This window comes from Anaerocolumna xylanovorans DSM 12503, assembly GCF_900143645.1.
Lineage (GTDB): Bacteria > Bacillota > Clostridia > Lachnospirales > Lachnospiraceae > Anaerocolumna > Anaerocolumna xylanovorans.
The window spans coordinates 226981-250710 of the sequence record NZ_FRFD01000010.1 but is presented as its reverse complement, the minus strand read 5'-3'; the positions used below and the strand labels follow the sequence as shown (position 1 = coordinate 250710).

The 23730-nt window shown below is 40.0% G+C and carries 21 protein-coding genes and 1 riboswitch; of the genes, 16 read left to right on the top strand and 5 right to left on the bottom strand.

The window, feature by feature from the left end; translation table 11 throughout:
• Positions 1-14: 14 nt before the first annotated feature.
• Positions 15-860 (top strand): DUF2225 domain-containing protein, encoded by an 846-nt coding sequence (locus tag BUF11_RS17565; protein WP_073590156.1) that lies wholly within the window; start codon positions 15-17, stop codon positions 858-860.
• 156 nt (positions 861-1016) lie between these two features.
• Here the strand turns inward: BUF11_RS17565 and BUF11_RS17560 are convergent, their stop codons facing one another.
• Positions 1017-1739: a DUF6062 family protein gene (locus BUF11_RS17560; RefSeq protein ID WP_073590155.1), complete on the bottom strand. Its 723-nt coding sequence runs from the start codon at positions 1737-1739 to the stop codon at positions 1017-1019.
• Positions 1740-2093: 354 nt separating this feature from the next.
• On the opposite strand from BUF11_RS17560, the gene BUF11_RS17555 reads away from it, so the two are divergent.
• The 3 genes from BUF11_RS17555 (at position 2094) to BUF11_RS17545 (ending at position 4802) form a co-directional block, all read left to right on the top strand.
• Positions 2094-2381 carry a co-chaperone GroES gene (locus BUF11_RS17555; RefSeq protein WP_073590154.1) on the top strand — a complete coding sequence of 96 codons (288 nt, stop codon included), beginning with the start codon at positions 2094-2096 and terminating at the stop codon, positions 2379-2381.
• Between the two features lie 22 nt (positions 2382-2403).
• The gene (gene groL / locus BUF11_RS17550) at positions 2404-4026 is read left to right on the top strand and encodes a chaperonin GroEL (protein ID WP_073590153.1); all 1623 of its coding nucleotides are present in this window, start codon (positions 2404-2406) and stop codon (positions 4024-4026) included.
• 278 nt (positions 4027-4304) lie between these two features.
• Positions 4305-4802, top strand: a complete 498-nt coding sequence (locus BUF11_RS17545; RefSeq protein ID WP_073590152.1) for a DUF6106 family protein — start codon at positions 4305-4307, stop codon at positions 4800-4802.
• An 81-nt stretch (positions 4803-4883) separates the two neighbouring features.
• Here the strand turns inward: BUF11_RS17545 and BUF11_RS17540 are convergent, their stop codons facing one another.
• Positions 4884-6596 carry a methyl-accepting chemotaxis protein gene (locus BUF11_RS17540; RefSeq protein WP_073590151.1) on the bottom strand — a complete coding sequence of 571 codons (1713 nt, stop codon included), beginning with the start codon at positions 6594-6596 and terminating at the stop codon, positions 4884-4886.
• Between the two features lie 397 nt (positions 6597-6993).
• On the opposite strand from BUF11_RS17540, the gene guaB reads away from it, so the two are divergent.
• On the top strand, positions 6994-8448 hold the full coding sequence (gene guaB, locus BUF11_RS17535) for an IMP dehydrogenase (RefSeq protein ID WP_073590150.1): 1455 nt from the start codon (positions 6994-6996) through the stop codon (positions 8446-8448).
• Between the two features lie 22 nt (positions 8449-8470).
• Here the strand turns inward: guaB and BUF11_RS17530 are convergent, their stop codons facing one another.
• Both BUF11_RS17530 and BUF11_RS17525 read right to left on the bottom strand, forming a co-directional pair.
• Positions 8471-9160 carry a peptidoglycan recognition protein family protein gene (locus BUF11_RS17530; RefSeq protein ID WP_073590149.1) on the bottom strand — a complete coding sequence of 230 codons (690 nt, stop codon included), beginning with the start codon at positions 9158-9160 and terminating at the stop codon, positions 8471-8473.
• Between the two features lie 67 nt (positions 9161-9227).
• Positions 9228-9707, bottom strand: coding sequence for a deoxycytidylate deaminase (locus BUF11_RS17525; RefSeq protein ID WP_073590148.1), 480 nt, complete (start codon positions 9705-9707; stop codon positions 9228-9230).
• A gap of 348 nt (positions 9708-10055) precedes the next feature.
• On the opposite strand from BUF11_RS17525, the gene BUF11_RS17520 reads away from it, so the two are divergent.
• The 7 genes from BUF11_RS17520 to BUF11_RS17490 all read left to right on the top strand — a co-directional run bounded on the left by BUF11_RS17520 (position 10056) and on the right by BUF11_RS17490 (position 17285).
• On the top strand, positions 10056-10976 hold the full coding sequence (locus BUF11_RS17520; RefSeq protein WP_073590147.1) for a phosphate ABC transporter substrate-binding protein: 921 nt from the start codon (positions 10056-10058) through the stop codon (positions 10974-10976).
• Complete coding sequence (gene pstC / locus BUF11_RS17515) at positions 10976-11896, top strand: phosphate ABC transporter permease subunit PstC (protein ID WP_073590146.1); 921 nt, start codon at positions 10976-10978, stop codon at positions 11894-11896. The genes BUF11_RS17520 and pstC overlap by 1 nt, the downstream gene beginning before the upstream one ends.
• A 95-nt stretch (positions 11897-11991) precedes the next feature.
• Positions 11992-13146, top strand: coding sequence for a phosphate ABC transporter permease PstA (pstA, locus tag BUF11_RS17510; protein WP_073590145.1), 1155 nt, complete (start codon positions 11992-11994; stop codon positions 13144-13146).
• A gap of 42 nt (positions 13147-13188) precedes the next feature.
• Entirely contained in the window at positions 13189-13947 is a 759-nt protein-coding gene (gene pstB / locus BUF11_RS17505; protein WP_073590144.1) for a phosphate ABC transporter ATP-binding protein PstB, read from the top strand.
• Positions 13948-14059: 112 nt separating this feature from the next.
• The gene (phoU, locus tag BUF11_RS17500) at positions 14060-14707 is read left to right on the top strand and encodes a phosphate signaling complex protein PhoU (protein ID WP_073590143.1); all 648 of its coding nucleotides are present in this window, start codon (positions 14060-14062) and stop codon (positions 14705-14707) included.
• 25 nt (positions 14708-14732) lie between these two features.
• Positions 14733-15437: a response regulator transcription factor gene (locus BUF11_RS17495; RefSeq protein ID WP_073590142.1), complete on the top strand. Its 705-nt coding sequence runs from the start codon at positions 14733-14735 to the stop codon at positions 15435-15437.
• 96 nt (positions 15438-15533) lie between these two features.
• Positions 15534-17285: an ATP-binding protein gene (locus BUF11_RS17490; protein WP_073590141.1), complete on the top strand. Its 1752-nt coding sequence runs from the start codon at positions 15534-15536 to the stop codon at positions 17283-17285.
• On the opposite strand, the gene BUF11_RS17485 is transcribed toward BUF11_RS17490, so the two are convergent.
• Positions 17226-17882 (bottom strand): TIGR01906 family membrane protein, encoded by a 657-nt coding sequence (locus tag BUF11_RS17485; protein ID WP_073590140.1) that lies wholly within the window; start codon positions 17880-17882, stop codon positions 17226-17228. The two genes, BUF11_RS17490 and BUF11_RS17485, sit on opposite strands and share 60 nt — an antisense overlap.
• 358 nt (positions 17883-18240) lie before the next feature.
• On the opposite strand from BUF11_RS17485, the gene BUF11_RS17480 reads away from it, so the two are divergent.
• From BUF11_RS17480 to BUF11_RS17435, 4 genes are all read left to right on the top strand, one after another.
• A complete protein-coding gene (locus tag BUF11_RS17480; RefSeq protein ID WP_073590139.1) occupies positions 18241-19653 on the top strand; it encodes a helix-turn-helix domain-containing protein in 1413 nt (470 codons plus the stop codon).
• Positions 19654-19831: 178 nt separating this feature from the next.
• Positions 19832-22015: an Ig-like domain-containing protein gene (locus BUF11_RS23840; protein WP_084558734.1), complete on the top strand. Its 2184-nt coding sequence runs from the start codon at positions 19832-19834 to the stop codon at positions 22013-22015.
• Positions 22016-22065: 50 nt separating this feature from the next.
• Complete coding sequence (locus BUF11_RS17440) at positions 22066-22701, top strand: Ig-like domain-containing protein (RefSeq protein ID WP_073590138.1); 636 nt, start codon at positions 22066-22068, stop codon at positions 22699-22701.
• A gap of 29 nt (positions 22702-22730) precedes the next feature.
• Entirely contained in the window at positions 22731-23519 is a 789-nt protein-coding gene (locus tag BUF11_RS17435) for a DinB family protein (protein WP_242952400.1), read from the top strand.
• A gap of 127 nt (positions 23520-23646) precedes the next feature.
• Positions 23647-23729: riboswitch (ZMP/ZTP riboswitch) on the top strand.
• Position 23730: the final 1 nt, after the last annotated feature.

Below are 23730 nucleotides of genomic sequence, written 5' to 3'. Positions count from 1 at the left end.
GAGGAGGAGTTAAAATGGCTAATATATTTTCAGGGCTGGAAGAATTTGGACTGGGTAAAATGTCCGGCTTGGATGTATACGCATCTGATGATAAGGGGAAAAAAGCAGAACAGCAGGGAGCAGAAGAAAAAGTGCAGATAGTAGAATCTGATTTTATCTTTGATAAGACCTTTACATGCCCTGTTTGTGACAAAGGATTCAAAGCCAAGACAGTAAAAACCGGTAAAGTAAAGCTGATATCTGCTGATACGGACCTGCGTCCGAAATACCAGCATCTGGATTCTTTAAAATATGATGTTATAGCATGCCCGCACTGCGGATATGCTGCCTTAAACCGGTTCTTTAATTACATGACCTCCCAGCAAGCCAAACTGATAAAGGAAAATATATCAGCATCCTTTAAGGGACTAGCCACGGAAGGGGAAGTGCTTACCTATGATGAAGCCATAGCGCGCCATAAGCTGGCACTTGTCAATACCGTTGTCAAGAAGGGGAAGATAAGCGAAAGAGCTTATACCTGCCTGAAAACGGCCTGGCTTCTTAGAGGCAAAGCAGAAGCCTTGTCAGAGCAGGGAGAAACAGAGGAAACCGTGAACGAGCTGAAAAAGCTTCGCGAGGAAGAGTTTGAATTTATTAAAAATGCCTGTGAAGGATTTATGGAGGCGTTTTCAAAGGAATCTTTCCCTATGTGCGGTATGGATGAGAATACCATGATGTACTTAATCGCGGATCTTGCCAGAAGAAGCGGTAAACTGGATGAGTCCAGCCGTTGGATATCCAGGGTTTTAATATCCAGAGATGCCAATGAACGTATCAAGACAAAAGCAAGGGAATTGAAGGATCTGATAAAGCAAGATTAGATACAGGCTTGCGATATGCACAGATCTTTGTATAAAAATTGGGGCTGTTACAGGATTTTGATGAAAGAAATCCGGTAGCAGCCCCAGAATTGTTTGATTTTGTTTTGGGTTTCTCCCCGGTATTTGGGCTGAATTTAGCAAGGCAGAAAAATAAAATTAAGTATCCTTCTCCAAGACACTGTTTGTTTTGGTCATGGTTCTGGGAAGAGCATCCTTTGAATTCTTCCAGGGCTCATTGACATAGCGGTAATCGAACTTATCGATAAACCACTCCAGGTCCTCCCGGACTCTTTTCATATTATCGAAGTAGACCTTATTTAATTCCTCCCGGAAATTTTCTGCCTTCCCGGCATTAAGATGCTTGTCCGCTTCCTGAAATAACAAACCGTAATGCTCGGTGCAAAAACCTTTTGAAGCCTTCAACTTATCAGGAAAGGCGCTGTCATTTTCATATAAATAGAAAAAGGTAGAAATATAAAGACTAAACATATTTTCAATTTTATTACAGATGTAGCAGGAACTTTTCAGATTATCCGTGTAATCCTTTACAGGAGAGTTTTCAGAGGTTTTCTTAAAAAGGGAAGGCCCCTTTCCTTTCTTTACGGAAAGGCTTTCCAAATCTTTAATGGTTTTATCCATATGGGTTTTTAACATAAGGGCCAGACCAAGACGGTTCTTGTTCTCATAAAGCTTTCCCAAATGATAGCTGCAAAATCCCGTCTTATCGGTTTCCGCCCTTACATCATCCTCCATATAGCTTGGTCCCATGGTAAATTCTATGGCATTGTTCTCCAGTGTTTTTTTCATAAAGCATATCGGACATTCACAGCCGCTGTCAAAGGCATCGTTGACCGGTATGGTATATAGTTTTTCTTTCATTTATTGGTAGTTACTCCTTTCGGAAACGAATTAGTACTGACTGTTTCGAGTATAGCACGGGGAAAGAGATTAGACAACGGAAATATTGACAATAATACTATTGGCTGTAAGGACAGGCATTTATATATACCAAAGCATAAAAAAGTGAGAAAAAATGAGATAAGGAGAATAAAAGAAAGAATAGATAAAAAATAAGGGAATTTCAAGCGTTTTCCAAAGAAAAGTATAGTTGCATAATAAATGCAAATTTACTAATATATCTTTATCGGTTAGCACTCAATAAGAGTGAGTGCTAATAAAACTCAAAAAATGCCTTTTTAATTGAAATATTGATATCATAAGGAGGAAATGAAAATGAAATTAGTGCCTTTAGGAGACAAAGTGGTTTTAAAACAGCTTGTAGCAGAAGAAACAACAAAATCAGGTATTGTTTTAGCCGGTCAGGCAAAAGAAAAACCTCAGCAGGCTGAAGTTATAGCGGTAGGTCCCGGCGGTGTTGTGGATGGAAAAGAAGTAACCATGCAGGTTAAGGTTGGAGATAAGGTAATTTTCTCTAAATATGCTGGTACAGAAGTGAAATTAGAAGATGTAGAATACATTGTTGTAAAGCAGAACGATATCGTTGCTGTCGTAGAAGACTAATTAAATTCAGGAGGTTAGTAAAATGGCAAAAGAAATTAAACATGGTGCAGAAGCCAGAGCAGCTTTGGAAAATGGCGTTAATTTATTGGCAAATACAGTAAAAGTTACATTAGGACCCAAGGGAAGAAATGTTGTGCTTGACAAATCCTATGGCGCTCCTTTAATCACAAACGACGGTGTTACCATTGCAAAGGAAATCGAATTAGAAGATGCTTTTGAAAATATGGGAGCTCAGTTAGTAAAAGAAGTTGCTACCAAGACAAATGATGTTGCAGGTGACGGTACAACAACCGCTACTGTTCTTGCACAGGCTATGATTAATGAAGGAATCAAGAACCTGGCTGCTGGTGCTAACCCTATTATCTTAAGAAAAGGTATGCAAAAAGCTACGGATGCAGCAGTGGATTCTATCTTAAAGATGAGCTCCAAGCTTAACGGCAAGGCTCAAATTGCAAGAGTAGCAGCTATTTCTGCCGGTGATGATGCAGTTGGCGAGATGGTAGCAGACGCTATGGAGAAAGTATCCAATGATGGTGTTATCACTATTGAAGAATCCAAGACAATGAAGACAGAGCTTGACCTGGTTGAAGGTATGCAGTTTGACAGGGGATACATTTCCGCTTACATGGCTACCGACATGGACAAAATGGAAGCTAACTTAGACAATCCATATATCTTAATCACAGATAAGAAAATATCCAACATTCAGGATATTCTCCCTGTATTAGAGCAGATCGTTCAGTCTGGTGCAAGACTTTTAATTATCGCAGAAGATGTAGAAGGCGAAGCTTTAACAACCTTAATCGTAAATAAATTAAGAGGAACTTTCAGTGTAGTTGCTGTAAAGGCTCCCGGCTATGGTGACAGAAGAAAGGAAATGCTTCAGGATATCGCTGTTCTTACAGGCGGTACTGTGATTTCCGATGACTTAGGTCTTGACTTAAAGGAAACTACATTAGATCAGTTAGGACGTGCAAAATCTGTTAAGATTCAGAAAGAAAACACTATCATTGTTGACGGTGAAGGTGAGAAGAGAGATATTGATGCAAGAGTTGCACAGATTAGAGCACAGATAGAAGAAACAACCTCTGATTTTGACAGAGAAAAATTACAGGAAAGACTTGCTAAGTTAGCAGGCGGTGTTGCTGTTATCCGTGTTGGTGCTGCAACTGAAACAGAAATGAAAGAGAAGAAGCTTCGTATGGAAGATGCTCTTGCAGCTACAAGAGCAGCAGTTGAGGAAGGTATCGTAGCAGGCGGCGGTTCTGCTTATATCCACGCATCCAAGGAAGTTGCCAAGTTAGCAGCTACTTTAGAAGGTGATGAAAAGACCGGTGCCAACATCATCTTAAAGGCTCTGGAATCTCCTCTTTACTGCATCGTATCCAATGCAGGTCTGGAAGGTTCCGTAGTAACCAGCAAGGTAAAAGAGAAAGAACCGGGAATCGGTTTTGATGCATTAAAGGAAGAATATGTAGACATGGTAACTGCCGGAATCTTAGATCCTGCAAAGGTTACAAGAAGTGCTCTTCAGAACGCTACCAGCGTAGCTTCCACTTTGTTAACAACAGAATCTGTTGTAGCAAATATCAAATCCAATGAACCTGCTATGCCCGCAGGTGCCGGCGGAATGGGAATGATGTAATTCCTAAAACAATGGCTGGAAATAAAACAGTATATCATATTTCCGGCTTTATAGATAGGGGAATCTGCAAATGCAGGTTCCCTTAATTTTTCATAAGATTTTTAGAAAGATATTATAATTATTTTGGCATTAAGGCTTTCCCTTTGGTGGTTTTTTTAGTATAATACACTTATAACTATGCCATTCTGTTAAGCTTGCCAGACAGCTTTGCTGTTTAGGTGAAGGAAACTTAGTAAGATACGTAAGAGGGGCATAAAATCACGTCAGGAGGCAAAAGAATGAATGAGTTATATGCAGAGGCAGGAGTAAAGAGAAAGGATACTGCCGGAACATATGCTTTAAGATTTTTATTGATATTTGCAGCAGCAGTGTTGTTTTTCTTTTCATTACAAAGCCAGATTCTGTTATTTATAGCAGCTATTTTGATTGTTGGTATTTTCTATTTCTTCCCAAGGCTTAGTATCGAGTATGAGTATGTATTTTGCGACGGACAATTGGATTTTGATAAGATTATGGGGAAGGCAAAGAGAAAAACAGCCTTAAAGATTGACTTTGAACAGGTAGAAGTAATTGCTCCCATTGGCTCCCATTCACTGGACAGCTTTAATAATGGCAACTATACATTGAAGGATTTCTCATCAAGAGATAAGAATGCAAAGCCCTATGTTATTATTTTCCGCCAGGGAGAAAAGAGTTTAAGGATTCTTTTTGAACCCAATGAGAAGATGCTGAATTGCATTAAGACGAAATATCCAAGGAAGTTTGTACAGTATTAAGTTAATATAACAGTGATAGAATATAAAAAGGGATTGTCCCTGGCAGGTATCTTGCCGGACAATCCCTTTCTTATTCCCGTTTTAAATCTTAAATTGTGCGACCAGACTGCTTAAGGTTTCTGCTACTGCAGCTTGGTTCTCGGCAGCTTTGGCAATCTGCTCCATAGCTGCGGTGTACTGGTTCATGTTATCGCAAACCTTATCAAAGCTTACAGAGGTTCTTTCAATATCTCCTGTAATTGTCTGAACTACATTTGTGATTTCTTCTGTAGAGTCATCCAGTTCCTGGGCCATAGCGGCAGTATTCTTTGACAGGTCGTTTACATATACCGCATCCTTTTCATAGCTGGAGCCCGTATCAACCAATAGAGCATAGTCATTGAGGACATGTTCGTCGATAAATTTTAATATCTCTTTGGAATTATCCGCGAGATTGTCAAAAGCACTTTTTACATTTTTAACAACCCTGGAAATTTCTTTTACATGCACGGCAGACTGTTCTGCGAGACTTCCGATTTCACTTGCAACTACACTAAAGCCCTTGCCATGTTCCCCTGCTCTTGCGGCTTCGATGGATGCGTTTAATGACAAGAGGTTCGTTTGCTCGGCTATTGCATTAATTAAGCCTGCTATATTGGCAATCTCTTCTACAACCTTACCTTTTTCTATCGCTGACAGGATATTTTTCTGTTTCTCTACGTACAGTGTTTCTGCAAGCTGGCTGGATGTATTTCCCTTATCCTTGATATGGTTGGCACGCAGTTTTATTTGTTCAGCCTGACTGCTTCCCTCGGAGGAATTACGGGTCAGATTATTCACATTGAAATTTACCTTTTCAACCGTACTCTTTAATCCTCCGGTAGCAGTCCTGATATCTGTTACACCATTGTTAATAGCAATGGTATTGGTATTAATAACCTCAAAATTGCCGGAAACCTCCTCTAAGGTAGCAGAGAGTTCTTCACTGGAAGCGGAGACTTCTTCGGTCTGTAATATAATATTTGATAAAATATTCCTTATATTCAGTTTTGCTGTTCTTAGAGCTTCAATCAGTTTTCCCAGCTCATCATGGCTTTTATTATCAATTTCTATGGTCAGGTCGCCTTCACCAAGAGCCTTGGCAAAAGCTAATCCCTTTCTTACTGATTTGGAGATGCCTATCGAAAGGGTAAAGCCGATAAATAAGGAAAAGAACAATCCTATGGCGATGGAGCCATACATTAATATAGAACTGGAATGGGCCACTTCTTTATTATCTGCATTGCCGTCTTGTGCCATTGTTTCATTTTTTTGAATCAGTTCATTGAGCTTTGAAAACATGGTATCTTTTACTTTTATTATATTCACCAGGGATTGTTCTGCCTGGTTGTACAGCGTTCCCGCTGCGAAATCCAATGCGTTTTGTCTTTCCGTATGGTATTCGTCCAAATCCTTTTTAAAATCATCCCATATCTGTTCCGTTTCTTTTGAAAGATGTTTGTTTTGGTAGGACTGTATGTAGGAATCGGATTCTTTGTTCAGTGTATCAATAGCTGCTATTGCAGCAGCAGCCTTTTGTGAATCCTCATACAATATTGCAGCCTGCAGCTGGTTCACCGTTTCCAATAAGTTTTCTTTAATCTTGTGCAGCTCGTTTATACTCTCAAGATTATCGGAATACATGGATTGGGAACGTGCTGCAAGACTGTTAATGTTAACTGCTCCAATAATACCTACAATTGTTAATAAAAGCGTTATAAACAGGAATCCTGCAATCAGCTTAAATTTAATAGAAAGGTTTCTGATTTTTTTCACGGTTCTTCGTCTCCTCTTACGTACATTTTTTGTTCTTAAGGCATGTTACAGAGGCCTAAGCATGTTGTATAATAACATACTACTTTTTTATTGCATTTTTGTCAATAAATTATTAAGAGATAGTTATTTTTATATCAAAATATACATAATAACCAAAAAATACTTCGGGAGGCGTAGTAATTATATTTCAATAGTATTAAGAGAATATAGACAGTAAAAAATTGATTTGTGCAATATGGAAAGACGAATGTACCCGTGTAAAAGACAGGGACATATATCTGTGTGCAAGGCGGGGACAAAATCCATTTTTACTAGTTGACAAGCGGTTCCCGATTGGTTATACTTTTAAAAATTAACTTAAACTTAGCAATTAGAAAAGAAAGAGAGGAAAAATGAGATGGGAACTATTATCGGTGAAGGCATTACCTTTGATGACGTCTTACTGGTACCGGCCTATTCAGAAGTGATACCCAATGAAGTGGATGTGTCAACATATCTGACTAAGACTATTAAATTAAACATTCCTATGATGAGTGCGGGAATGGATACGGTAACAGAACACAGAATGGCTATTGCGATGGCCAGACAGGGCGGAATCGGTGTAATTCATAAAAACATGTCCATAGCCAGGCAAGCGGAAGAGGTGGACAAGGTAAAACGATCCGAGAACGGTGTTATTACAGATCCCTTTTATTTATCACCGGAACATACCTTAGAGGATGCCAATGAATTAATGGGAAAATACAGGATATCCGGTGTTCCTATTACAGAAGGAAAGCGTTTGGTAGGTATTATTACCAACCGTGACCTTAAGTTTGAAACAGATTATTCCAAGAAAATCAAAGAAAGCATGACCTCAGAAGGACTTATTACTGCTCCTGTTGGCATTACGCTGGACGAAGCCAAGAAGATTCTTGCTTCTGTCAGAAAGGAAAAGCTTCCTATTGTTGATAAGGACGGTAACCTGTGCGGTCTTATTACCATAAAGGATATTGAAAAGCAGATTAAATATCCTATTTCTGCAAAGGATTCCCAGGGAAGGCTTCTCTGTGCGGCGGCAGTAGGTGTTACATCCAATATCTTAGAGAGAGTGGATGCCCTTGTAAAGGCAAAGGTAGATGCCATTGTTATAGATACCGCACACGGTCATTCTGCCAATGTGTTAAAGGTAGTCCGTATGGTAAGGGATGCATATCCGGAGCTTCAGATTATTGCAGGAAATGTAGCAACCAAAGAAGCGACCGAAGACCTGATTAAAGCGGGTGTCAGCGCGGTTAAGGTTGGTATCGGTCCCGGATCTATCTGTACTACAAGAGTAGTTGCCGGCATTGGCGTACCACAGGTAACTGCTATTATGGATTCCTATGAAGCTGCGAAGAAGTATGGTATTCCGGTAATCGCCGATGGAGGTATTAAGTATTCCGGTGATATAGCAAAGGCCATTGCCGCCGGTGCAAATCTCTGTATGATGGGAAGTATCTTTGCAGGCTGTGATGAAAGTCCCGGAGAATTCGAACTGTTCCAGGGAAGAAAATACAAGGTTTACCGTGGCATGGGTTCCATTGCAGCCATGGAAAACGGAAGCAAGGACAGATACTTCCAGACCAATGCCAAGAAGCTGGTGCCGGAAGGTGTGGAAGGAAGAGTTGCTTACAAGGGTACCGTAGAGGATACGGTATTCCAGCTAATCGGGGGGCTGCGCTCCGGTATGGGATATTGCGGAACCAAGACAATCGAAGACTTAAAGCAGAATGGACGCTTTGTAAAGATTTCAGCGGCTTCCCTTAAAGAAAGCCATCCTCATGACATCCATATCACCAAGGAAGCTCCTAACTACAGTGTAGAAGAATAAATAACAATAAATATAAGAAGCTTTAGCCTAACTCGGCTGAAGCTTCTTTTTCTTTCAGATAGGTAAATATATTTTCTTTCAATGTATTCCATGCATCCTCATGCTTTACATAATATAAGGGACACAGCTTACCCGTAATATCATAATGTCTTAATATATCTTTCTCATCCAGTCTGTATTTACTGCACAGCCAGGCGGACAGTGCCACAAGGGAAGCATAGGTTTTCTCATTGAATTTGCCCGTGGCATCAGGATGGCAGCATTCAATGGATATGGTATCAACATTTCTGTCATTGGAGGCAAAAGATATCTCGTCAAGGGGAATACACTGAAGGATTTCGCCTTCCAGGCCGATGATAAAATGGCTGCTTGCAGAGGTTTCCCTCTGGGATTTTAAATTTTCAAAATAATTCCGGTTAGCCTCTGCAGAAGTGCCGGGGTTGGCGGTATAGTGAATAACAATGCCCTTTACCTTTTTTAGCGGTTCTTCTGACCTGGAGTAGGGATTGGGTGTTAAAAGATTCTCTGTTATTGGCGGAGGGGCTATGGTATAGTAGGCAAAACCATAAGAGCCTTCCCTAAAGTGCTTTATAGCAGAAAGCAGCATAATTCCAATAATTACTGCCATGAGCATGCATAGGCTGGTCACGGTTGTAAGTCTGAATAATCTGCTTCTGCGTTTTCTTCTGCGGCGTCTGTTCTTGACATTCATGGGGGTATATTCCTCTTCTGTAGTTCTTATGCATTATCATCCCATGCGGTGTTTTCCCCGCCGTGCATCATAATGAAATTGTGATTTCACGGTTTATGGGCTGGTACTTCCGGTAAGTGATACCGGTTGCATCAAGCATTTTCTTGGCGGCTCTTGTAGCATTCGTATCGGCATACTTGTCTGAAAGATAAATAATCTCACTGATACCCTTTTGAATGATAGCTTTTGTACATTCGTTGCAGGGGAATAAGGTGACATAAAGCTTCGCACCTTTCATATAAGGACCGGTATAATTTAAGATAGCATTCATTTCAGCATGGCAGACATAAAAATATTTGGTATCAAGAGGGTTCCCCTCCCGTTCCCAGGAAAATTCGTCGTCCGAACAGCCGATAGGCATACCGTTATAACCAACGGAGAGAATCTTATTATCTTCACTTACAATACATGCGCCGACACTGGTGCTGGGGTCTTTGCTTCTTTCGGCAGAAAAGATAGCAATGCCCATAAAATATTCATCCCAGGTAATATAGTCTTGCTTTTTCATTCCCTTATCCTCCTGATTCGCTCATCAAATATGAATTTATTTTAACATAGGAAAAGAAGTAAGTAAATTTAAAATAAGAAGGAAATACTTAAGAATAGAGAAATAATTGTTAAGTTGACGGAAAAGTTAAAGAAAAAAAGAGCAGGGGTTCCCGGTTGTTTTTAATATGTTTTGGTAAAAATGGTACTATGTAATAATAATTTGCAGATTTTATGAGGCTTAAGAGACTTTACAGAAACTTTACATTTCAAAAATACATGGATTACAAAAGGATAGTAGAATGAAAAATGTAAATAGAACAACAAAGAAACATAACAGGGGGATCCCAAATCAAGGAGGAAAGAAATAATGAAGCTAAAAAATAAAGTTCTGGCAGTTCTTTTAACGATTGCACTTGTAGGTGTTCTTGGAGGATGCGGAAAAACCAATAATACAAATAGCAATACATCCGATAATACCACAACAGAACCTACACAGGCAGCTACAGAAACACCTGCCGCAACAGATGATACATCTTCTACAGACAATTTATCCGGTACAGTAACCATAACAGGTTCTACATCCGTTGAAAAAATCTTAAATGATATGATTGATGAATTTACTGCTTCCAATCCTGATGTAACAATCAACTACACAGGAACCGGTTCATCAGCAGGTATTTCAGATTCTATTGCAGGAGCAAATGACATCGGTGCATCTTCCAGAGATTTAAAGGATGATGAAAAATCAGCAGGCCTTAAGGAAGTAACCTTTGCTTATGACGGAATCGCTATTGCTGTAAATCCTGCTAACACTTTAACAGACATCAGTGTAGAAGATCTCGCAAAGATATTCTCCGGTCAGATTACGAACTGGAAAGATGTAGGCGGAAAAGATGCTACTATTGTAGTAGTATCCAGAGAAGGTGCTTCCGGAACAAGAAGCGCATTCGAAGAATTAGTTAAGTTGGAAGATGCAGGCGGTTTAACAGAGGATGCAACAGTAGCTGAAGGAAATGGTAGTGTTCAGACAACAGTAGCAGGAAATGAAAATGCAATCGGTTATGTATCCTTTTCTTACATTGACAGTACTGTAAAAGCCCTTACTGTAAATGGAGTAGAAGGAACTCCTGAAAATGCAAAATCAGGCACCTATGTACTCTCAAGACCTTTCCTCTTCGTATACGATGAAGCGAAGGCATCAGCTGCTGCAAAAGCATTCGTAGAATTTTCTTTAAGTGATGACGGTCAGGCATTTGTAGAAAAACACGGAGGAATAAAATTAGATTAATGAAAAAGAATGTAAGCAATCAAAATAAGGCGGGCAGAGCAGTAGAATATAAGGAAACACTGTTTCGAATGATATTTCTGTTAAGTGCATTGGTCAGTGTCTTAAGTGTAATTGCAATAATCGTCTTCGTATTCGCAAAAGGATTAAGACCCTTCTTCGGAAAGGATGCTTACAGCTTTCTATCATTTATAACCGGATTAAAATGGGATCCGAATAACAACGTCTTCGGAATACTCTATATGATAGTAGGATCCCTGCTTGCAACCCTGGGCGCAATTGCGCTCGGGGTTCCAATCGGTTTATTGACAGCTGTATTCATTGCCGAAATAGCCCCTAAAAAAATAGTTTCAGTTATTAAGCCGGGAATAGAATTATTAGCCGGCATTCCGTCCGTTATCTACGGAGCCTTCGGTCTTGGAATCATCGTCCCTTTGATTAATAAAATATCTCCTACAGGACAGGGACAGTCCTTGCTTGCTGTTATCTGCGTCCTGACAATTATGGTATTACCTACAATTATATCCTTAAGTGAAAGCAGCATCCGTGCTGTTCCGAAGTCTTACAGAGAAGCATCCTATGGTCTTGGTGCCTCCAAGATACAGACAATATTTAAAGCAGTTGTTCCGGCGGCCCGTTCCGGAATCTTAACAGCCACCGTGCTTGGTATCGGCAGGGCTATCGGAGAAACCATGGCGGTTATGATGATTGCGGGAAATAATATCGGCGGTCTTCCCACCAGTATATTCTCGAAAGTAAGGCCTTTAACTACCAATATTGCCATGGAAATGAGTTATGCATCCGGAAGGCATCAAGATATGCTCTTTGCCACCGGTGTAGTCCTTTTTACTTTTATTATGCTCGTTAACTTTACTTTGATCCGGCTGACAAAAAGGCTTGGGAATGAAGGCCCTTTAAGATAAATCAGGAGGAGCTTTTGTGAAAATTAAAAAGCAATTTTCAATTACTTATTCAGGAATATCCAATCGTAGATTGGATATTCGCGAAAGAGGTCTAAATGAACACTAAAAATTGGAACAATAGAAAAATGAAAGATGGTTTTTTAAGAAGTCTGATCTATCTTGCCACCGCAGTTACTATAAGTATCCTATTTATAATCATAGGTTTCATTTTATATAAAGGGATACCTGGTATTAACTTTAACTTCCTGACCAGGAACTGGGATAACAAGACCACCTTTGTAAATGTGAAGGCTGATGCAAGTAAAGCGGGAGACGGCGCAGAGGGGTATATTTCTTCTCTTGGCATTACTGTCAAAGAAGGAGATAAGAACCTGGTTATAACAAAGATAGAGAAGAATTCTGCGGTTCATAAGGCAGTAAATATGAAGAATGAATCCTATGATTTGAAAAAGGATGATACGATCACTAAGATAGGAGCTGACAATACAGAGGATTTATCCTATACAGACGCCTTAAAGCTGTTAAAGGACAGTGACGGAACCCTCCGGCTTAAGGTAACAAGACCCGGCGGCGGTATTGTGCCGATGTTCGTATCAACTATCTATATTATCCTGTTATCACTTGCAATCGCAGGACCCATTGGAATCAGCGCGGCAATCTATCTGAATGAATATGCAAAGCCCGGGCGGATTCTTCGAAGCATAAGGTTTGCCATCCAGAACCTGGCCGGTATTCCTTCCATTATATATGGACTTTTCGGAATGCTTTTATTCGTACAGACTCTTAAAATGCAGTATTCTATTCTTGCAGGGTCTTTAACCCTTAGTATTTTACTTCTTCCGACCATCATTTCGACCACAGAAGAAGCACTGAAAGAAATACCCAGATCCTATAGGGAAGGTTCCTACGGACTTGGAGCAACGAAGCTGCAGACAATCGCAAAGATTATCCTGCCCGGAGCATTGCCTGGCATCCTGGTAGCAGTAATTCTTAGTATCGGCAGAATAGTCGGAGAATCAGCGGCCTTAATCTTTACAGCAGGTACAGTAGCACAGATACCGGAAGGCTTAATAGGCGGAAAGTCATCTGCAGCAACGCTGACCACTAAGATGTATTGGCTTATAAAAGAAACAGGCGATTTAAGCTCTGCAAGTTCTATCGCAGTAGTATTACTGGTTCTGATCATACTGTTAAACATTGCTTCCAAAATGATAACAAGGCAATTTTTAAAGAAAACCGGTAACGGCTGATAGTGTTTGATTCACAGGATTTTAATAACAGGAGGATATGTTTTGAGCGATAAAGTGAAATTCACGGTCAAGGATCTGGATTTGTTCTATGGCAATTTTCAGGCCCTTAAAAAAATAAACATGAGTATAGAACAAGGGAAGATTACAGCTTTTATAGGACCTTCAGGCTGTGGTAAGTCTACCTTTTTAAAGACCTTAAACCGAATGAATGACCTGATAGAAGGAGTTAAGATAGAGGGAGAGGTAACATTAGACGGTGTGGATATTTATAAGGATTTTGATGCTATTATGTTAAGATCAAGAGTCGGCATGGTATTTCAGCAGCCAAATCCCTTTCCTATGAGTATCTACGATAATGTGGCTTACGGTCCCAGAATACATGGTGTTAAGAAAAAGAGTGCATTAGACGAGATAGTAGAGAAATCTTTACGGCAGGCAGCTATTTGGGATGAGGTAAAGGATAAGCTAAAGAAAAGTGCCCTGGCAGTATCCGGCGGTCAGCAGCAGAGAGTCTGTATAGCCAGAACTCTGGCAATTGAACCGGAGGTTATATTAATGGATGAACCTACCTCAGCGCTTGACCCCATATCTACAATTAAAATTGAAGACCTTGCTACAGAATTAAAGAAACAGTATACTATAATCATAGTAACCCATAATATGCAGCAGGCCGGACGTATATCCGATAAAACAGCCTTTTTCCTAACAGGAGAGGTAATCGAATACGGGGATACGGAACAGATATTTAATAAGCCGGTCAATAAGAAAACAGAAGATTATATCACAGGAAGATTTGGCTGATACCGGGTAAAAATATTTATTAAAATAGTGGAAAGACTTGCAAATAAGCAGGAAAATGCTATTATAAGGATAATCAAATAGCCCTTATCAGGGCAGATAGGAGCGAAAGCGGATGAGACAGACTTTTCTCGCACAATTGGAGGAGTTAAATAATGATGTAATAAAGATGGGAAGTATATTAGAGCTGTCTATGAATGAGATGATAGGAGCCCTTTATGAGAAAGACATTGAAAAGGCAAAGAAAATCATAGACAGAGATGATGAGATTGACCTGCTGGAGCAGCATATTGAGAGGGAATGTGTCAATATCATTGCAAAACAGCAGCCGTTGGCATCTGATTTGAGAAAGATAACTTCTATTATGAAAATCATAACGGATATTGAGCGTATTGCTGACCAATGTGCGGATATTTCGGAGTATATTATCAAACTTAGCAAGTATCCTCAGATGGAAGAACCAAAATCCCTTGAACTTATGATAGAAGCGATGAAAAAGATGGTAATTAATACTATCGACAGCTTTGTAGAGGCGGACCTTGAAAAAGCAAAAGCTGTTATAGAGGCAGATGATGAAGTGGACAATGATTTTGAGAAAATTACAGATGAGCTGTCGCTGACAATGCAAAACAAGCCGGAGCTGGTGCCTCAATGCGTATGTTATCTGATGATTATAAAATATCTGGAGAGAATGGCAGATCATGCCACCAATATAGCGGAATGGATAACCTACATTGTCACGGGAGATCTAACCGTCGGATAAATAAATCCATATAAGGAGAGTTTTCATGAAAACAATACTGGCAGTAGATGACGAAGAACATATATTGGAGTTATTGGCCTATAACCTGGAAAGGGATGGCTACCGTGTATTAAAGGCAGAATCCGGTGAGCATGCCCTTGAGATATTGGCCGCCCAAAAGGTTGATATTGTACTATTGGACTGGATGCTTCCGGGTATGGACGGTATTGAGGTATTGAGAAGAATCCGGGCAGATAAGAATTACCGGACCATTCCCGTTATCTTTCTGACGGCAAAGGGAGATGAAATCAGCAAGGTAGTAGGCCTTGAAGTCGGATCAGACGACTACCTGGTAAAACCTTTTGGTATCCATGAGCTGTCAGCCCGTATTAAGGCTGTTTTAAGAAGAACGGAAGGAATAGCAAAAGTTAGTGAAGATAAGGATGATAAAGAGGAGAGGCTCATCATTGACCATTTGGAAATCAACCGTTCCAGAAGGACAGTAACCCTTGACGGAGACTCCGTAGAACTTTCCTTTAAGGAATTCGAGCTTTTATATTTATTGGCAAAAAACAGAGGAATTGTATTTACCAGGGATAATCTTCTTGAAAAGGTTTGGGGATATGATTATATCGGAGAGACCAGAACCGTCGATGTACATGTAAGTAATCTTAGAAAGAAGATAGAAAAGGATGAAAGCCATCCGGTTTATATCAAAACGGTAAGGGGGATGGGGTATAAGTTTGCTTAAAGGAGAGTGTGAATTATTAAGAAACATAATTCACACACAAATATATGCTGGTGCTCATATTTGCGACACCCGCAGCATGGAGGTTGGGTTGAAAAAATGCAGAAAAAACTTTATATCAGTTATCTGGCAACCATTATTCTGGCTCTTGGGATAGCGGGAATACTGTTTTGGAATGAAACCTCAGACTATTTATACAATCAGAGTGAAGAACGTTATCTGGCACAGGCTAAGATGGTGGCAGACTTATTTACCGTGACCGGATTTGAAACATCCCAGGACTATGATGCATTTGCAGGTAAGTATGGGGATAAATATGGTTGCAGAATTACCATAATTGACAAAGACGGGAATGTCGTTGCCGATTCCGACACAAACGACAAACTGGAAAACCATAAGTCCAGGGAAGAGGTACAAAGAGCCTTAAAAGGGGAAAGCGTATCGGTAACCAGATATTCCAATACGATGAAGCAGGAATATTCCTATAGTGCAGTTCCGGTAAATACAGCCGATTTTAGCGGTGTTATTCGTATATCTCTGCCTTTTTCTACAATACAAGGTTTGACCGATAAACTGGGAGGCTCTCTTGTAATTACTGTTTTCTTATGTCTGGTGTTAGCTATGGCTGCCGCAGCAATCTTTACGGGGCTTTTGACAAGGCCCATTAATGAAGTTGCAAAGGCAGCGGAGAGAATATCGGACGGGGATTATAATATCAAAATATATACCAGGGATAAATCAGTAGTCGGTAAGCTTGCCCGCTCCTTTAATATCATGGCGGTTAACTTTAAGAATACAATAACCACTCTGACTCATAGAAATGCGGAACTGGAAGCAATGCTAAGCAGTATGGAGGCAGGGGTTGTCGCCATTGATGACAGCAGTGAAGTACTCTTTTTCAACAAATCATTCGAAAAGACAGAACATACCAGAAAGGCTATTGCAGTAGGGCAGTCTTTGTATTCTGTATTCCGGAATGCTGCTGTGTTTGATGTGGTGGATGAGGTAAAGGAAACAAAGAAAAGCGTTATGAAAGAAGGAAGCATATCCGGAGATTCCATGCGTTATATCCGTGTTACCGGTACACCGCTGGGGTTAGAGGGGGAAAAGTCCTTTGGCGTACTTTTAATTATAGAAGATATCACCCAGTTGAAGAAATTGGAGAATATGCGAAGAGATTTTGTATCCAATGTAACCCATGAATTGAAAACACCGCTAACTTCCATCAGGGGCTTTATCGATACCTTAAAAAACGGAGCTATAAAAGAAGAGGCAGTGGCAAACCGCTTCTTAGACATTATAGATATTGAGGCTGAAAGACTTTCTACACTTATTCAGGATATTCTGCTATTACAGGAAATCGAGTCAAAAAGAGATTACGAAAGGCTTCCCTTAGATATCAATGAAAGTGTGAATGCGGTTATCGAGCTGCTTCAGCCCAAAATAACGGGTGACATAGAGATTGTTTTTAAACCGCAGCCTTATCTGAAACCCTTTTACTGCAATCCTGACAGGATGAAGCAGCTTTTTATAAACCTGCTTGATAATGCCGTGAAATACACAGAAAAAGGGACTATAACCATTACACTGAAAGAAGAGGAAGATAATTTGGTCCTGGGTATTAAGGATACGGGAATCGGAATCGAAAAGGAATATCTGCCCCGCATTTTTGAACGCTTTTACCGGGTGGATAAGGGGCGTTCGAGAAAGCAGGGCGGAACCGGCCTTGGGCTTTCCATTGTAAAACATATTGTAGAGCTTTACAATGGCAATATACAGGTAAACAGTACCCTAGGTGTTGGAACGGAATTTATCATTACTCTTCCTTATAATATGGGAAACAAAAAATAAGCAAAAGCTTCCAAGAAGAATAATAGCAATAATTAAAAGCAGGCAGTGCATAAAGTAGGTATCCGGCAGCAGGTTGATAATAGGGTCTGTAGCCGGATCAAAGAGCCAATAATCATTGCGGAAAAAAATCTTATGGAATACAATAAATAGCTTGTCAAAATTAACCGCACAAGCCAGAGCCACAAGAAGCGGCAATACTAAAACAGTAACGGCGGAAGGGACGAGATAGCTGTAATCTTTGATTTTTTTCTTATAAAGAATAATTATCAGAAGCAGTACGGCAATTACGCCGCAGATAAAATAAAAGGACAGAAACAAACTCTTGACCTCCTTAAAATGCTCCAGAGCAGGGGCAGAGGAGGGGAGTGTAGGAAACTCAAGCTCTCCTTTAAAAAAAGGAGAATTATAATCAATCAGTGCATCATAATTTTCTTTGATAACAGAGGCCTCTATACCGGAGGTCTTTGCTATGTCCAGATTTTTTATGTCAAAATAATAAAGCGGTCTGAAATTCACTGCAAGAATTACCCCCGCAGAGAGAAAGAACAGTGCAAATAATAGACCGATACCGATATCTGTAAATTTGAATTTTTTCATATAAGCAATCCTTTCAAGACATGCATAGTAAGAACATTTAGAGTTTTGATCAACTATTACCTATTATATAATTCTTTTTTCAATTAAGCAAATATATCTGTATTTCTCGAAAACACATGGCAATCTTTTATACCCCTGATGTGGGAAAAGACAGGGTTTCACTTGCAGATTTATAAGCATAATGATAATATAAAAATAGAAAATAAATCTAAACGTACGTAGTGAAATAAAAACCAATATATTACAAGTATTATCTATAAAACATTCTTATAAGCAAATCGTAGAAATATCTCTTGGCAAAGCAGCCAAACCAATTCAAAGAGGAATTTTAAATAACGTACTTAAAGGAGATAAAAGCATGTCGGAATTTTCGGAAAAACTTGAGTCCTATCTGGGCAGAAATGGACATAACACCGCTTCTTTCGCAAAGCTGTGTGGTATTGAGAGGACCGTATTCTACAAATATGAGAAAGGGAAGCGGCTCCCGCAGAATCTGGAAACGGTAGAAGAGATTGCGGATAAGCTGTTGCTGGCAGTGGATGAAAAAATGGAACTGATTCGGTTATGGAATATGGAGCGGATCGGTAAGGAGGCATTCCTCCAACGTGAGGGTGTAAAAGAATTACTGGAGAACCTTAATGAATATACCTCATTTCATATGGATTCTTCCCAATTCGTCATTAATTGTGGGATAAGTGATGATAAAACAGTTTATATAGCAAAGAGTGAAATTGAGCTCCAGATGTATATCCGGAATATTCTTAAATATGAAGCCTTGAAAGAGAAGTTTGAAGTCCGCATGTGCATGCAGCCAAGATATCATTTTTTGTTGGAAGCCTTACTGGAATATTCGGAATACCCTGCTTTATCAGTAACACAGCTGGTATGCTTTCATAAACAAAAGGACACCATTGTGAATAACCTGAAATACTTAAAAGAAATATTACCCATGGCATTTTGCCTGCCTGATTATAAATTAAAGGTATATTATGAACATGCAGAACACCATATCAATAGCATGTCAGTATTGCCAAATATAATTTTGACCGGAGAGTTTGTAATTCTTTTTTCCTATGGCGGGAAGGAGGGAATAATCTACCGTGAAAGGGAAATTTACGGTTTTTATTCAGAATTATACGAAAATATGTCAAAGCAATGCAAATGTATCAGTACAAACTGCGGCACGGTAGAAGAATATATGAATTCAATCATGAACAAGAATTTTATGTATTTTATAAATCAAAACCCCTGCTTTGGAATTGGTTTTACAAGAGAATTCCTGGATAAAATGCTTATACAGGAGATACCGGATCGTGACGCTTTAATTGAAAATATAATATCTGACATTGAACGCAGAACGGTAGAATATGAAAAGCATGCATGTGAAGCCTTCTTTACGAAGAAAGGAGTAGTTCAGTTCATGAAAACCGGCAGGGACAATGAATATCCGCCTGAGCTGTACCGGCAGTTGACGGAAGCAGAGAGCAGGGAGTTAATTCAAAGCCTCTGTGACAGCAGGACTCTCTTTTATGTACATAACCGTTTGTTTGACGACATGAAATTTCATTACGAATCAGATGTAATTATCCATATAGAGATTGGGGGAGGGGTTATCTTTCAAAAGCCGGATGGACAATTCCGCAGAAAATTTGTCACTCTGGAAGAGAGCAGTATCAATGAAATGTTTGTTGATTTTTTTGAGAACTTGGATAAAATGCAGTATATAAAATCAGAAGAGGAAACAATCGAATATCTAAGGAGTCTTTTATAAAGTAAATAAATACTCTAAAATCACCTTTTATGCTATACCGGCATAGAGGTGGTTTTTTTGCGACTTTTTCCTGGCACAGTAAGTGGCACATATTGAAAGGGAATGCATTTGACAATAGAATTACTATATATACCTGGCAGGAATTAGTTTTACAAAATCTTATAATAGGGGGATATTTATGAAAAACAAAAAAGTTATCTCAATGCTCCTGACTCTTTGCCTGATTTTTTACACCATTACAACAAGTCCTTACATAGTAAATGCAGCAGCGGCAAAGAAAATCACCTTGAATGTAAAAACGTTCACTTTACAGGTCGGAGAGAGTAAAAGCATAAAAGCTGCGGTTACGCCTTCCGGCAGCAGCGGGAAAGTGAAATGGACTTCAAGCAATAAGAAAGTAGCAGTAGTTTCTTCCGCAGGAAAGGTAAAAGCGGTTGCAGCAGGGACGGCCTTAATCAAAGCTTCCCTTTCAAATGGCAAATCAGCTTCCTGTAAGGTGACTGTAAAAGAAAAGAAGGTTACAGTAAAATCCATTACCTTAAATAAGACAAAAGCTGAAATCACTTTGGATGATACCCTTACACTAAGTGCTTTGGTAGTACCTGCTAACGCAGGGGACAGAGATATATCATGGAGTTCAAGTGATGAAGATGTGGCCTTTGTAGATGATGAAGGTACAGTGTTTCCCATGGATGAAGGAACGGCTATCATTACGGCCCAAACAGGCAATGGTGTAAAGAGCAGTTGTACGGTAACCGTATTAGCAAATGGAGAAATACAAACCTCCGTTACATTGGATAGTACCAGTATTACGTTAGGGGTGGGAGATGAAAAGCACCTTAATGCCAGAATTGCACCGGAAGATTCAGAAGATGATGCTTTGTTCTGGGACAGCAGTAACGAAGGAGTAGCCCAGGTGGATAATGACGGTAATATTCTTGCAACAGGGGCAGGAACAGCTGAAATTACTGTCAGCCTGCCCAATGGTAAGCAGGCAGAATGTTTGGTTACGGTAAAAGCGAATCTTACACCAACGCCAACAGTTACACCCAGTCCTAAGGCTACTCCGACACCAACAGCTACACCCAGTCCTAAGGCTACTCCGACACCAACAGCTACACCCAGCCCTAAGGTTACTCCGACACCAACAGCTGCACCCAGTCCTACCCCAACACCAACGCCTGCACCAGCTGCTTCTTCAAGCAGAATTTCTTTACCTGGTCAATACTATACACTGGCCCTAAAGGATAATACCGGCCTGGTAATGGATGTTACAGGAGCGGGACAGAAGAATGGGACAGCGGTGCAAGTATATTCGTCTAATCAAACACCGGCACAACAATGGTATGTTGAAAATCATGATGACGGAACCGTAAGTCTGATTGCAGGCTGTGCAACAACAAAAGTACTGGATATCATGAGAACAAATAATTCTACAACAGGAGCATTAAAATCCGGCTGTAAAGTGGACATTTACGACCATAATGATTATCCTGCACAGCACTTTTATATAGAACAGTTTGGGGATGGTTCCTGCGTACTCCGGCTGGCTTCCAATACGGGTATCGTGGTACAGGCTTCCTCTGCATCACAGAGTGCTGCATTAGTGGCAGGCAGCTATGATGTGAACAACAGCCTGCAAAGGTGGTATATCACACCGGCAGTACCTGCGGCGGTTACAGAAAAAGAAGCCTATGTATACAATACCGGAGGGCAGGGAGTGTTTGTAAGAAGTAGCGCCTCGACCTCTGCCAATTCAATTGGTGGCTTTAAAGAGGGACAAAAAGTTACGGTAATAGGAGATATACAAAACGGGTGGTACAAAGTCAGAGGAACGGATAGAAATACAGGGGGAACTGTTGAAGGGTACTCCCATGGGGATTATATTACCTTTAATAATCCTGGCAGCGGTGCTGATACAGGCAGCGTATCCTTTACAATCCGAACCACCGCACCTGCCTCCAGTGACTATCACTACTATTCCAATCAAAATATTTATTATGCAAGTGGCTGGGGAATGCCTAACTGCACTGCTTATGCATGGGGAAGAATTTGGGAGATATACGGCAAACAGCTGCCTGGTGGATATTTTACGCATAATGCCTGTACGTGGTGGAGTGATAATATAAGCAGCGGAAAATATAAATACGGTTCCGAAGCAAGAGTTGGAGCAATTGCAGTTTGGAATACTAATCTGCCTTATTCTGATGGAGCAGGACATGTGGCAGTAGTAGAAAAAATAGAGAATGGTACAGTCTACGTATCCCAATCCGTATATGGCGGCTATACCTTCAAATATTCTGCGATTGCCAATACCGGTTATTTGCTTGGATATATTTATATTGACCAGCCAAATTACTAAAATATAAAAATCTAATAAAACATGAAAATTCAATTTCGGAGGATAAAGGGATGAAGATATCAAAGAGAATAATGGCTGTATGCATAGCAGCAGCCATGATGATGACAATGTTTACAACGAATGTAAAGGCAGCAAACATGGCGGATTTGGCAACCTCCATTTCAAACTTTGAAGTTTTAAATGATGTTACAATTAAAGAGAATGGAACGAACTACTATTCTGTTGACATTACAGGAAAAGGAACATTGACACTGACAACTACCAGAAATTCAGGAGATTATCTTTCTATTAATGTATATAACGAAAATGGTGAAGGGATATATTCAAACTCAAATCCAAATGATTATGTAGGTAAGGATGTGCAGCAAATCAGTTTGGAGAAAGGGACCTATATTATATCAATATACTCCTCATATGGCCGTTCTTATAATTTAACGACAAGCTTTAAAAAAACCACTGCTTCGGAAATTATAATGACCGCCAAATTAAAGAAGGGTAAAACACTGCAATTGGGGGCAGAACTGACGGAAGGTACTTCAAAAATCACATGGAAATCCGGTAAAACAAGTGTTGCCAAGGTTTCATACAATGGTCTTGTTGCAGGAGTAAAAGCAGGTTCCGCCATTATAACGGCTACCAGTCAAAGCGGGTTGACAACCAAAATTAAAGTTATTGTAACAGAGTAGGTGTTTTTAAGACAGAAGACTGGCATAACATGATATATAATGTTTGCCAGTCTTCTATTTCCCATGATATACTATATGCAGAATTCACACTAAACAGAGAAGAATTTGTTTATGTAAGAATTGCATTGAAAGGAGCTTTTATGTTTCAGCCGGGGACAGATTGGAATCCAAAACAGGCACAGCTGAAAGAGCTGATAGCAAAGCCTGAAAAGTATGAGGACGCAAAAAAGATTTGTTTGGAATTGCATTCCATGGTTCATTCATCAGAAGTGACATCGGGTCTACAGCCAACTCTCATGGACGAAGTATGGGAGGGGCTTACCGAAAAAGCTTTTATTACGATGCCCACAGCAAAGGATGTAACAGTTGCCTGGAATATCTGGCACGTCACGCGGATTGAAGACATTACAGCCAATATTTTAATTCACGAGGGTGAACAGGTATTAAACGGGCAATGGTTAGAGCGTCTTGGAGTTAACGTAAAAGACACAGGCAATGCAATGACGGATGATGAAATTCTTTCTTTAAGCCGTAATTTAGACATGACAGAGCTAAAGAATTACCGGGATGCCGTAGGCCTTCGGACCAAGCAGATAATAAATGGTCTTACGGCTCCTGATTTAAAGAAAAAGATAAGAAAGGAAAGCATTGCAAGAATCCTGGAAGAAGGCGGTGTAACGGAACAGGAAGGTTCCATCTGGCTCCTTGATTTCTGGGGAAAGAAAAATGTCGCCGGAATTCTTCTTATGCCAATTACCAGGCACCAGTCAGGACATCTGAATGACTGCTTAAAACTTAAAAAGAGGCTGCAAAAATAAACGGCCATAGGATAACTTTAGAGATGAGGGTATCCGAATAATATTGAACAAAAATTTTAAGAAAACAGCAGGATATTTTTTAATTGCCGGGGCTTGCCATCCGGCCTTAAATATTGTAGACTAAAGATAGATTTTGTATGACTGGCGGAAATGGGAGCTTACCCATAGGGAGTACAAAAATATGATATGCCGACCGCCTGGGCAGCTCTGG